Source organism: Streptomyces sp. SID10853, from assembly GCF_010548145.1.
In the GTDB taxonomy this organism is placed as follows: domain Bacteria; phylum Actinomycetota; class Actinomycetes; order Streptomycetales; family Streptomycetaceae; genus Streptomyces.
On sequence record NZ_JAAGLN010000229.1, the window covers coordinates 1 to 11,369 of the forward strand.

At 70.8% G+C, this 11,369-nt stretch carries 8 protein-coding genes and 4 pseudogenes; 5 read left to right on the forward strand and 7 right to left on the reverse strand.

Features of this window, described 5'->3' with window-relative positions; translation table 11 throughout:
- From G3I19_RS29615 to G3I19_RS38375, 3 pseudogenes are all read right to left on the reverse strand, one after another.
- A pseudogene (locus G3I19_RS29615) lies at window positions 1–289 on the reverse strand (hydrolase); the annotation flags it as partial.
- A 13-nt stretch (window positions 290–302) separates the two neighbouring features.
- Window positions 303–548 (reverse strand): annotated as a pseudogene (locus tag G3I19_RS38370) (SOS response-associated peptidase family protein); the annotation flags it as partial.
- Window positions 549–710: 162 nt separating this feature from the next.
- A pseudogene (locus G3I19_RS38375) lies at window positions 711–1,271 on the reverse strand (SOS response-associated peptidase); the annotation flags it as partial.
- A gap of 49 nt (window positions 1,272–1,320) precedes the next feature.
- Here G3I19_RS38375 and G3I19_RS29630 point away from each other — a divergent pair.
- The 4 genes from G3I19_RS29630 (at window position 1,321) to G3I19_RS29645 (ending at window position 4,829) form a co-directional block, all read left to right on the forward strand.
- On the forward strand, window positions 1,321–2,007 hold the full coding sequence (locus G3I19_RS29630) for a M50 family metallopeptidase (protein ID WP_164266798.1): 687 nt from the start codon (window positions 1,321–1,323) through the stop codon (window positions 2,005–2,007).
- A 45-nt stretch (window positions 2,008–2,052) separates the two neighbouring features.
- Window positions 2,053–3,393: a 3-phosphoshikimate 1-carboxyvinyltransferase gene (gene aroA, locus G3I19_RS29635; protein ID WP_164266799.1), complete on the forward strand. Its 1,341-nt coding sequence runs from the start codon at window positions 2,053–2,055 to the stop codon at window positions 3,391–3,393.
- 4 nt (window positions 3,394–3,397) lie between these two features.
- A complete protein-coding gene (gene rsgA, locus G3I19_RS29640) occupies window positions 3,398–4,408 on the forward strand; it encodes a ribosome small subunit-dependent GTPase A (protein ID WP_164266800.1) in 1,011 nt (336 codons plus the stop codon).
- Window positions 4,409–4,505: 97 nt separating this feature from the next.
- Window positions 4,506–4,829: a multidrug efflux SMR transporter gene (locus G3I19_RS29645; protein WP_164266801.1), complete on the forward strand. Its 324-nt coding sequence runs from the start codon at window positions 4,506–4,508 to the stop codon at window positions 4,827–4,829.
- 82 nt (window positions 4,830–4,911) lie between these two features.
- Here the strand turns inward: G3I19_RS29645 and G3I19_RS29650 are convergent, their stop codons facing one another.
- The 3 genes from G3I19_RS29650 to G3I19_RS29660 are packed head-to-tail and all read right to left on the reverse strand — an operon-like array spanning window position 4,912 to window position 9,106.
- Window positions 4,912–7,176, reverse strand: a complete 2,265-nt coding sequence (locus tag G3I19_RS29650; RefSeq protein WP_164266802.1) for an ABC transporter ATP-binding protein — start codon at window positions 7,174–7,176, stop codon at window positions 4,912–4,914.
- Window positions 7,173–8,108, reverse strand: a complete 936-nt coding sequence (locus G3I19_RS29655) for an ABC transporter permease (protein ID WP_164266803.1) — start codon at window positions 8,106–8,108, stop codon at window positions 7,173–7,175. The genes G3I19_RS29650 and G3I19_RS29655 overlap by 4 nt, the downstream gene beginning before the upstream one ends.
- A gap of 14 nt (window positions 8,109–8,122) precedes the next feature.
- A complete protein-coding gene (locus G3I19_RS29660; protein WP_164266804.1) occupies window positions 8,123–9,106 on the reverse strand; it encodes an ABC transporter permease in 984 nt (327 codons plus the stop codon).
- A gap of 289 nt (window positions 9,107–9,395) precedes the next feature.
- Between G3I19_RS29660 and G3I19_RS29665 the strand changes: the two genes are divergently transcribed.
- Window positions 9,396–11,087 (forward strand): ABC transporter family substrate-binding protein, encoded by a 1,692-nt coding sequence (locus G3I19_RS29665; protein ID WP_164266805.1) that lies wholly within the window; start codon window positions 9,396–9,398, stop codon window positions 11,085–11,087.
- Between the two features lie 27 nt (window positions 11,088–11,114).
- Here the strand turns inward: G3I19_RS29665 and G3I19_RS29670 are convergent.
- Window positions 11,115–11,369: pseudogene (locus tag G3I19_RS29670) on the reverse strand (TetR/AcrR family transcriptional regulator); the annotation flags it as partial.

Genomic DNA, 11,369 nt, shown 5'->3' on the forward strand with positions numbered 1-11,369 from the left:
CGACCACCGGCAGTCCGGGTCTGCGCAGCGCGGGCCAGACGGCGCGCCACCCGGTGTCCAGGGTCTTCGGGGCGGGCGCGACCTTCCGGCCTGCCACCCGCCAGGGCTGCTCGACGAGCGCGACGCCCACTCCGAGCGGCGGCAGCGCGGCGGCCAGCGCCTGGAGGTCGCGGGCCTCGATACCGCCGCCGGCGCCATGGCCTAGGGCGATCAAGAGGTGCGGGCGTGCGGCGGGATGCCAGGTGATGCGGGCTTCACCGGCGGGGGTGTCGACACTCTCCACGATCATGCTCTGAGTCACATCAGAAGAGTGTGCCCTCCTCTGGGGCCTCCAGTGCGGTCAGCAGCTCCGGGCCGTTGTTGCGAACATTGCTGACCGCCGTGGACACGGGGTACGCCCGTACGAGTCCCGGGGGCGGCGGTTCGAGCAGCGGGGCCAGCCGTGCCGGGTCCGTGTGCCCGGGGTCCAGCCAGTCGTCCCAGCGGTCCGGGGTCAGTATCAGCGGCATCCGGGGGTGTATCGCGGCCAGCGAACGGGGGCCACCGGCACCGGTCCGCGCCGGCTGCTCCGGCCCTGCGACCGGTCCGCGGCGCTCTCCGCCCTGTGCGGTGTCCGGCCCGGTCCCGGTTCCGTGCCCCGCGCCCTGTCCCGTGTCCTGTCCCGCGCTCTGCCCCGTGCCCTGTCCGACGAGTGTTCCGGCGCCCTGCCCGGCGAGCGGGGTGGTCTCCGCCTCGGTGGTGAGGATCGTGCAGGTCGCCCACCACGCCTGCGGGTGGTCGCCGGGCAGCGCCGGGTCCCGCCAGAACTCGTACAGACCGGCGAAGGCCATCACCGACCCGTCGGCGGGCGTCACGAAGTAGGGCTGCTTCCTGGCCCGCTTCTTCTTGCCCTCGACCTCCAGGCGCCGCTCGTCCGGCTCGGTCATCCACTCGTAGTAGCCGTCGGCGGGGACGATGCAGCGGCGGGCGGCGAAGGCCCGGCGGAAGGACGGCTTCTCCTGGACCGTCTCCGCCCGTGCGTTGATCATCCGGGCGGCGCCATCGGGCGAAGCCGCCCAGGACGGCACGAGTCCCCACTTCAGATGGCGCAGCTGCCGAACCGGACGGCGCGATACCGCGTCTTTCAGTGGACGCTCCAGGACCACCTGGACCGTCTTCGTCGGTGCCACGTTCCAGTCGGGGACCACCGTCTCGGCGGGGTCCCCCTGCTCCACCCCGAAGACCCCTGCGAGATCCTCGGGTCCACGACTCGCTGCAAACCGTCCGCACATATTTGCCAGACTGCCACGACCGCCATCTTCCGAGGAGCCCCTTCCCCCCATGGACCGCGTCTTCGCCGCTCAGTCCGACCCCGACCAGTGGCTGGTGATCGTCACCGGCGTCGTCGCGCTGCTCGCGGTCCTCCCGCACCGCATATGGCGGCTCACCCGGAACGCCGTGACCATCGCCCACGAGGGCGGCCACGGTCTGATCGCCCTGCTCACCGGGCGCCGCCTGGACGGCATCCGGCTGCACTCCGACACCAGCGGTCTCACCGTCAGCCGCGGCAAGCCGTCCGGGCTCGGCATGATCCTCACCGCGGGCGCCGGATACACCGCGCCGCCGCTGCTGGGGCTCGGCGGCGCCTGGCTGCTCGCCGCCGACCACATCACGCTCTTCCTGTGGGCCGCCTGCGTCCTGCTCCTCGCGATGCTGGTGATGATCCGCAACGCGTACGGGGCGCTCACCGTGATCGTCACGGGCGCCGCATTCGTCCTGATCTCCTGGCTGACCAGCGCCGAGGTGCAGGCGGCCTTCGCGTACACGGCTGTCTGGTTCCTGCTCATCGGCGGGGTGCGCCCGGCCTTCGAGCTGCAGCGCAAGCGGGTACGCGGCCACGCGGGCGATTCGGACGCCGACCAGCTCGGCCGGCTCACCCATGTCCCGCCGACGGTGTGGCTGCTGCTCTTCCACGTCGTCTCGCTCTGTTCGCTCATCGGCGGCGGACGCTGGCTGCTTGGCCTGTGAGACGGGCGGCGTCCCGGCCCCCCGGCCATCAGTAAAGTGAGGGCCATGACCGAAAGTTCCGTGCACACCGCTCACTGGCCCGCCCCGTACGCGTCGGGAGCCGTCGACGCGACGGTGACCGTGCCCGGATCGAAGTCGGTCACCAACCGCGGTCTCGTGCTGGCGGCCCTCGCCGCCGAACCGGGCTGGCTGCGCCGCCCGCTGCGCTCCCGCGACACGCTCCTGATGGCCGACGCCCTGCGGGCCCTGGGCGTGCGCATCGAGGAGACCGTGTCGTCCAGCTCCGCCGCGGTGGGCGCGACGGGCGGCACCGGCGAGGCATGGCGGGTGATCCCGGCGGGGCTGCACGGCCCGGCCACCATCGACGTGGGCAACGCGGGTACGGTCATGCGCTTCCTGCCGCCGGTCGCCGCGCTCGCCGACGGCCCCGTCCGCTTCGACGGCGACCCCAGGTCGTACGAGCGCCCTCTGCACGGCGTCGTCGACGCGCTCCGCACCCTCGGTACCCGGATCGACGACGACGGACGCGGGGCGCTCCCGCTGACGGTGCACGGCGGCGGGGCGCTCGACGGCGGCCGCGTCGAGATCGACGCGTCGTCCTCGTCCCAGTTCATCTCGGCGCTGCTGCTCTCCGCGCCGCGCTTCAACCAGGGCGTCGAGGTCCGGCACACCGGTGCCACGCTGCCCTCGCTGCCGCACATCCGGATGACCGTGGACATGCTGCGCGCGGTCGGCGCCCAGGTGGACGAGCCGGAGACGGGTGGCGAGCCGAACGTCTGGCGGGTCTCCCCCAGCGCCGTGCTCGGCCGCGATCTGACGGTCGAGCCCGACCTCTCCAACGCCCAGCCCTTCCTGGCGGCCGCCCTGGTCACCGGCGGCCGGGTCACCATCCCCGACTGGCCCGCGCACACCACCCAGCCGGGGGACGCGCTGCGGGAGATCTTCACCGCGATGGGCGGCGGCTGCGAGCTGACCGAGCGCGGTCTGGAGTTCACCGGGTCGGGCCGGATCCACGGCATCGACGTCGATCTGAGCGAGGTCGGCGAGCTCACCCCGGGCATCGCGGCCGTCGCGGCGCTGGCGGACTCCCCGTCCACGCTGCGCGGTGTGGCCCATCTGCGGCTGCACGAGACCGACCGGCTGGCCGCGCTGACCGCGGAGATCAACGGGCTCGGCGGCGATGTCAGCGAGACGGAGGACGGGCTCCGGATCCGCCCGCGCCCGCTGCACGGCGGCGTCTTCCACACGTACGACGACCACCGCATGGCCACGGCCGGTTCGATCATCGGGCTCGCCGTCGACGGCGTACAGATCGAGAATGTGGCGACAACCGCCAAAACCCTCCCCGACTTCACTGAGATGTGGACCGAAATGCTCAAGGTCTGACGCGATGCGCCGATACGGCAAGAACCCCGACGAGGACGACATCCGCGTCCGCCCCAACCCCAAGGGCAACCGCCCCCGTACGAACATCCGCCCCAAGCACGAGGAAGCCGCCGAGGGCATGGTCCTCACGGTCGACCGGGGCCGGCTCACCTGTCTGGTCGACGGGCGCGCTGTGACCGCGATGAAGGCCCGTGAGCTGGGCCGCAAGGCCGCCGTCGTGGGCGACCAGGTCATGATCGTCGGGGATCTCTCCGGCGCCAAGGACACCCTGGCGCGCATCGTGCGCATCCAGCCGCGCACCTCGGTGCTGCGCCGCACGGCCGACGACGACGACCCCTTCGAGCGGGTGGTCGTCGCCAACGCGGACCAGCTGGCGATCGTCACCGCCCTCGCCGACCCCGAACCGCGCCCCCGCATGATCGACCGCTGTCTGGTGGCCGCGTACGACGGCGGACTGTCGCCGCTGCTCGTCCTCACCAAGTCGGACCTCGCGTCGCCGGACGAACTGCTCGCCTCGTACGGGGCGCTCGACATCCCGTACGTCGTGACCAGCCGCGACGAACTGGCGAAGGGCGAGGCCGCCGACCGGGTCAGGGACTTCCTGAACGACAAGGTCACCGCGTTCGTCGGTCACTCCGGTGTCGGCAAGACGACCCTGGTCAACGCGCTGGTGCCGGAGGACCGCCGGCGCAGCACCGGCCATGTCAACGCGGTCACCGGGCGCGGCCGCCACACCACCACATCGGCCCTGGCGCTCCCCCTGCCGGACGAACGCGGCTGGGTCGTCGACACCCCGGGGGTGCGCTCCTTCGGACTGCACCACGTGGACCCGTCGCGGGTGATCCTCGCCTTCCCGGATCTGGTGCCCGGTACGGAGGAGTGCCCGCGCGGCTGCAGCCACGACGAGCCGGAGTGCGCCCTGGACGCCTGGGTGGCCGGGGGGCATGCCGACCCGGCGCGGCTGGAGTCACTGCGCAGGCTGCTGGCGACCCGGGAGCGGCGCGAGGGCGACTGATCCACCGGTTTACCGCCCGGCCGACCTGGCTGAATGCATAATCGCTGAAAGCGAGCCCGGCCTGATCCGGACGACAGGCCCCAAGGGGAGGCACTGAATGGCGTGGCTGCTGGTCGTGGTCGCGGGACTTCTCGAAACCGGCTTTGCCGTGTGTCTCAAGCTCTCGCACGGATTCACCCGGCTCTGGCCGACGATCGCCTTCGCCGCGTTCGCGCTGGGCAGCTTCGGGCTGCTGACGCTCTCGCTGCGGAAGCTGGACGTCGGGCCCGCCTACGCCGTGTGGACCGGCATCGGCGCGGCGGGCACCGCCATCTACGGGATGATCTTCCTCGGTGACATCGTCTCCACGCTCAAGCTCGTCTCGATCGCGTTCGTGATCGTGGGCGTGATCGGGCTGCAGATCTCCGGCTCGGCGCACTGACGGGGGCCGCCGCTCACCGCCTCGGCCGATGCCCCGCGCCGGTCGCCGCTCCGGCCCGGCGCGGTGCACCGGGCCGGGCCGCTCACACCACCTCGCGTACCGCCGGGAAGTGACAGGCCGCCACATGGCCGGCCGCGTGTTCCCTGTCCACCGGCACCTCGCTCTCGCAGCGGGTCCGCTCGTCCGTGCCCAGCCGCGCGAAGACCGGGCAGCGGGCCCGGAAGCGGCAGCCCTCGTACCGCTGGGTGGGGCTGGGCGGGTCACCGGGCAGCAGGATCCTGGTGCGCTGCCGCTCGCGTTCGCGTACCGGGTCGGGCAGCGGCACGGCGGAGAGCAGCGCCTGGGTGTACGGGTGCCGCGGCCGCTCGAAGACCTCGTCGACCGTCCCGGACTCGACGGTGCGCCCGAGGTAGACGACGCTCACCCGGTCCGCGATGTGGCGCACCACCGACAGGTCGTGCGAGACGAAGAGATAGGCGAGACCCAGCTCGGCCTTGAGCCGTTGCAGCAGGTTGAGGACGCCTGCCTGGACCGACACGTCGAGCGCGGACACCGGTTCGTCCAGGACCAGCAGCTTCGGCCCGACCGACAGGGCGCGGGCGATGCCGATGCGCTGGCGCTGGCCGCCGGAGAACTCGTGCGGGAAGCGGGTGGCGTGCGCCGGGTCGAGGCCGACCTGTGCGAGCAGCCCCGGGACGCGTCCGGCCGCTGTCCTGCGGTCCGTGCCCTGGGCGCGCAGCGGCTCGGCGACGATGTCACCGACCGTCATCCGGGGGTCGAGGCTGGCCATCGGGTCCTGGAAGACGATCTGCACCTGCCCGCGCAGCGCCCGGCGTGCGGCCTTGCCGAGCCGGTCGAGCGACTGCCCGAACAGCTCGATCTCGCCGCCCTCGGGGCGCGCCAGGTTGAGCAGTTCGAAGAGGGTGGTCGACTTGCCGGATCCGGACTCCCCGACGAGGGCGAGGGTCTCGCCCCGGCGGATCCGCAGATCGACCCCGTCCACGGCGTGCACGGTGCCGACCCGCCGCTTGAAGGCGCTGCCCTTCAGCACGGGGAACGTCTTGACGAGCCCGCGCACGGTCAGCACGGTGTCGTCGTCCGGCGCGGTGCCGCCCGGGCCTGAGCCGTCCGGACCCGCGCCGTCCCGACCCGAGCCGTCCGGGCCGCTTTCGGCGCCGGTCCCTTCGGCGGGTGCCAGGGCTGCGGCCGCCGGCGGGATCTCCGGGACCGGGAACACATCGAGCGGCCCGAGCCGCTTCCGGGCGATCTCGTCGGCACGTACGCACGCGACCGTGTGCCCGGCCCCGACCCCGGCCCCGTCCCCGTCCCGGCCGACGCCTCCGTCCCCGTCCCCGTCTCCGTCCACGTCCCCGTCTCCGTCCCCGTCCACGTCCACGTCCACGTCCACGTCCACGTCCACGTCCACGGTCCGCAGTGCGGGCTCCTCCGTCAGACAGGGCTCCCCGGCCAGCGGGCAGCGCGGCGCGAACGGGCAGCCGGGCCCGGTGTTCCCGGCCGTGGGCGGCGAGCCGGGAATCGGCACCAGCACCTCGCCCGCGGTGTCCAGCCGGGGCACCGCTCCGATCAGCCCCAGCGTGTACGGCATCCGGGGCCGCTCGAAGAGCTCCACGGCCGACGCGCTCTCCACGATGCGCCCCGCGTACATCACCGCGACCCGGTCCGCGGCCCCCGCGATCACCCCGAGGTCATGGCTGACAAGCACCAGCGCGGCGCCGGTCTCGCGCTGCGCGGTGCGCAGCACATCGAGCACCTGCGCCTGGATGGTGACGTCGAGGGCCGTGGTCGGCTCGTCGGCGAGGATCACGTCCGGGTCGTTCGCCATCGCCATCGCGATCATGGCGCGCTGGCGCATCCCGCCGGAGAACTCGTGCGGATACGACTGTGCCCTGACCGCGGGCTCCGGGATGCCGACGAGGTCGAGCAGTTCCACGGCGCGCGCCCCGGCCTGCTCGCGCGACACGTCCTGGTGCGCCCGGACCGCCTCGGCGATCTGGTCACCGATCCGGTAGACGGGGGTGAAGGCGGACAGCGGGTCCTGGAAGACCATGCCGATCCGGCTGCCGCGCACCGCGGACAGCTCTCGGTCGGATGCGCCGACCAGCTCCGTGCCGTCGAGCCTGACCGAGCCGCGTACGGCCGCGTTCCCCGGCAGCAGCCCGAGGACGGCGAGCGCGGTCGCGGACTTCCCCGACCCCGACTCCCCCACCAGACCGAGCACTTCGCCCCGCCGGAGCGAGAAGTCCACCCCGCGTACGGCGGGCGCGCCGTCGAAGTCGACCTCCAGGCCGCTCACTTCGAGTACCGGTGTACCGGATTCCGAGGTCATCGCTTTGCCCCCTTGCGGCTGCGGCGCTTGCGCGAGGTCGGGTCAAGCGCGTCGCGCAGCCCGTCGCCCACCAGGTTCACCGCGAGTACGAAAATGATCAGAAGCCCCGCTGCGAAGAAGAACATCCAGGGGTACGTGACGGCCGCGCCCGTCGATGAGGCGATGAGCGTGCCCAGCGAGACGTCGGGCGACTGGACGCCGAACCCGAAGTACGACAGCGCGGTCTCGCTCATCACCGCTCCGCCCACCGCGACGGTCGCGTCGATGATGAGGAAGGAGGCGATGTTGGGCATCACGTGGCGCCAGATGATCCGGAAGGGCCCGACGCCCATGTACTGCGCCGCGCGCACGAATTCGCGCTCCTTCAGCGACAGCGTCATCGACCTGACCACCCGTGCGGTGATCATCCAGCCGAAGACGGCGAGCAGCCCGACGAAGGCGAACCAGCCGCCGTCCCGCAGCCGCGGCGAGATGATCGCGATGATCAGGAAGGACGGGAAGACCAGCAGCAGATCCACGAAGAACATCAGGATCCGGTCGGTCCAGCCGCCGAAGTACCCGGCGCAGGCGCCGGTCAGCGAGGCAAGGACGGTGGAGAACAGCGCCACGAGCAGACCGATCAGCAGGGACTTCTGGAGTCCGCGGATGGTCTGGGCGAAGACGTCCTGCCCGATGCGGTTGGTACCCCACCAGTGCTGGGCGTTCGGCGCTTCCCGCAGGGCGGTGTAGTCGATGTGGCTGTAGTCCCACTGGCTGATCAGCGGGCCGGCGAAGGCCAGCACGAAGAGCAGCAGCAGGACGACGGCCCCGGTGAGCGCGCCCGGGTTGTGTACGAAACGGCGCAGCACCACACCGGCGCGCCCGGCGGGGCGTATCGGCTCCGCACCCTGGCCGGCCGCGTCGGCGGCGGCGGTCTCTACGACAGCGGTCATGGTGTCCGTACTCCTCAGGCGTTCCGGATGCGCGGGTCGAGCGCGGCGTGCAGGACATCCGCGAGGAAGCCGGAGAGCAGCACCAGCACGGCGGCGAACACATTGACCGCGACGACCGAGTTGACGTCGTTCTTGCCGATCGAGGAGACGAACCACTCGCCCATCCCGTGCCAGCCGAAGATCGTCTCGGTGAAGGTGGCTCCGGTGAACAGCGCCAGGAATCCGTAACTGAAGTACGTCGACATGGGGATGAGCGCGGTCCGCAGCCCGTGTTTGAGCAGCGCCGTGCGCCGGGTGAGGCCCTTGGCCTGTGCGGTGCGCAGATAGTCCGAGCCGAGGACGTCGAGCATCGTGGAGCGCTGGTAGCGGCTGTAGCCGGCGATGGTGCCGAGCGCGATGGAGACCGTCGGCAGCAGGAGGTGCACCGAGCGGTCCTTCAGCACGGCGAGGAAGCCGGAGTCGAGGCCGGGGGTCTTCTCGCCGGTGAACTCGATGACGTCGCTGCCGGCTTTCTGGTTGAACCAGATGGCGCCGATCTTCAGCAGCACCGCGAGCAGGAACACCGGTGTGGAGAGCAGCACGAAGGAGATCAGCGTCACCGTGCGGTCGGAGAACCGGTACTGGCGTACGGCGGTCCAGGCGCCGGCAAGGACGCCGACGACCGTGCCGAGGATGCTGCCGAGGAGCAGCAGCCGCAGGCTGACCCCGATCCGCCGGCCGAACTCGGCGCCCACGGACGTCCCGTCGATCGTCTGCCCGAGGTCGCCGCGCAGGGCGTGTCCCGCCCAGGTCGCGAAGCGGCTGAGGAGGGGTGTGTGGTCGTTGACGCCGAGTGCGGTGAGGTGGTGGTCGACGGAGCTGGGCGAGAGGGGCGGCTGGCGGCCCTCGTAGTACGCGCGCGGATCGAGCGCGAGTGACGCCAGCAGATACGACAGACAGATGGCGACAAGCAACAGGACGGCGTAGTAGCCGAGTCGCTTGGCCAGGAAGGCGGCCACGGGTGTTGGTCCTCCGCTGGGGTTCGGTCGCTGGGGATCGTGGTGGGATCACGGCCGCGGCAGGCCCCATCGGTGCCTTTGTCCGGTATTGATCGATGTCGATCTTCCGGCGTCGTTCATCGGGTGCTTTTCGTCGGCTTGTTGATACAGCTTGACCAGTGTTTGTTGCGCGCATGCAAAGAATGCATAACAGCATCACCGTTGGTCTCCCTTTGCCCCAGGGATCGACTTACCGTCTCGGGAGCCTGTGGCCTCGATCAGGCCACCTTGAACCGGAGGAAGAACACCGATGCGCAGAACCACCGTTGTCGCCATCGCCGCAGCACTGTCGGCCACCCTGGCGGTGGCGGGCTGCGGTTCTTCCGACGGCAGCGGCAACGCGGCCAAGAAGCAGGCCGCTCCGCAGGTGGACAGCCAGAACATCAACGCGCATCCGGCGAGCGACCTCAAGCAGGGCGGGTCACTGCGGTTCGCGATCGACCAGTGGATCACGCAGTACAACGTCAACCAGGTCGACGGTCAGCAGAGTGACGGCGCGTCCATCGACGCGGCGGTCCTGCCCGACCTCTTCGACGCCGACGCCAAGGGGATCGGCCACCCCAACCCGAACTTCCTGGTCTCGGCGAAGGTCACATCCACCAGCCCGCAGGTGGTGACGTACGAGCTGAACCCGAAGGCCAAGTGGTCCGACGGGAAGCCGCTGAGCTGGAAGGACTTCCACGCCCAGTGGACGGCGCTGAACGGCAGGGACAAGGCGTACGAGGCGGCCGACACCACCGGCTACGACCAGATATCCAAGGTCGAGCAGGGCTCCGGCGCGCACAGCGTGAAGATCACCTTCGGTACGCCGTACGCCGACTGGCAGCGCCTGTTCGACCCGCTGTACCCGGCCGCGTACATCGACACCCCGAAGAAGTTCAACACGGGCTGGCTGCAGAAGGCCCCGGTCACCGGTGCCGCGTTCAAGGTCGGCTCGTACGACAGGACCGGACAGACCATCACCCTGGTCCCCGACCCCAAGTGGTGGGGCGACAAGCCGAAGCTGTCCTCGCTCGTCTTCCGCGTCCTCGACCTCAGCGCCCAGACGGACGCCTACCTCAACAAGGAGGTGGACGAGACCCCCGCGCTGCTGCCCGAGGACTACAAGCGGCTGGTCAAGGACCCGGACACCGCCATCAGGCGCGGGGCGCGCTGGGACGAGGTGCACATCACGCTGAACGGCGGGCGCGGCCCGCTGAAGGACGTCAGGGTGCGCAACGCCCTCCAGGAGGCGACCGACCGCAAGGGCATCAACGCGAGCTTCGCCAAGGACCTCTCCTTCGAACTGAAGCCGCTGGACAACCACTTCTTCATGCCCAACCAGCAGGGCTATCAGGACAACACCAGCGAGTTCGACAAGTTCGACCCCGAGAAGGCCAAGAAGCTGCTGGACGCGGCGGGCTGGAAGAGCGCGGGCGAGGGCAAGCCGCGCACCAAGGACGGCAAGAAGCTCACGCTGGACTACGTGCTGAGCGCGGGCGGCAATTCGGCGTCGACGGACCAGGCCGAACTGGTGCAGCAGATGTACGCCGCTGTGGGCGTCCGGGTCGAGATCAAGAAGGTCCCGGCCAATGACTACTTCACCAAGTTCGTGAACACCGGCAACTTCGACCTCGCCAGCTTCCGCAACGTCGACGAGGCGTACACCAGCAAGCTCTACCCGGTGTTCCAAGAGCCGCAGGGCAAGAACCTCTTCCAGAACTTCGGCTCGATCGGCTCCCCGAAGATCGACGCCCTGATGAAGAAGGCCGGCGAGGCCACCGATCACGCCCAGGCCGTCAAGCTCTACAACGAGGCCGACGTGGAGATCTGGAAGCTCGGCCACTCGATCGAGCTGTACCAGCGCCCGGAGATCTCCGCCGTCCGCAAGGGCCTGGCCAACTACGGCGCGTTCGGCCTCGCCGACGAGGACTACACCAAGGTCGGCTGGCTCAAGAAGTAGTACGCGCCGAGCCCCCGTACGCGCCGCTCACGCCGCCCGCACCACCGCGTCGCGCACCAGGTGATCGAGCGTCAGATCACCTGGTGCCACGATGTGCGAGAGCGCGAGGCGTACGGCCACCTCGCAGCGGTACACCAGGTCGGCCGCCTCCGCCTCCAGGTGTCCCGCGGTCAGCGCCAGGGCCGCCCGGTGCCGTACAGCCGCGATCAGCTCGCCGGGCGCGGGCGGCCCCGGGTCCGCACGGCGCTGGGCGGGCGGGTACGGCCCGGCGGACCGGCGCGA

Bases quoted from the DNA above. Each gene is read 5' to 3' on its own strand.
- G3I19_RS29645 (WP_164266801.1), top strand. From the start codon at position 4,506: ATGGCGTGGCTGCTGGTCGTGGTCGCGGGACTTCTCGAAACCGGCTTT.
- G3I19_RS29650 (WP_164266802.1), bottom strand. From the start codon at position 7,176: ATGACCTCGGAATCCGGTACACCGGTACTCGAAGTGAGCGGCCTGGAG.
- G3I19_RS29655 (WP_164266803.1), bottom strand. From the start codon at position 8,108: ATGACCGCTGTCGTAGAGACCGCCGCCGCCGACGCGGCCGGCCAGGGT.
- rsgA (WP_164266800.1), top strand. From the start codon at position 3,398: ATGCGCCGATACGGCAAGAACCCCGACGAGGACGACATCCGCGTCCGC.
- aroA (WP_164266799.1), top strand. From the start codon at position 2,053: ATGACCGAAAGTTCCGTGCACACCGCTCACTGGCCCGCCCCGTACGCG.
- G3I19_RS29630 (WP_164266798.1), top strand. From the start codon at position 1,321: ATGGACCGCGTCTTCGCCGCTCAGTCCGACCCCGACCAGTGGCTGGTG.
- G3I19_RS29665 (WP_164266805.1), top strand. From the start codon at position 9,396: ATGCGCAGAACCACCGTTGTCGCCATCGCCGCAGCACTGTCGGCCACC.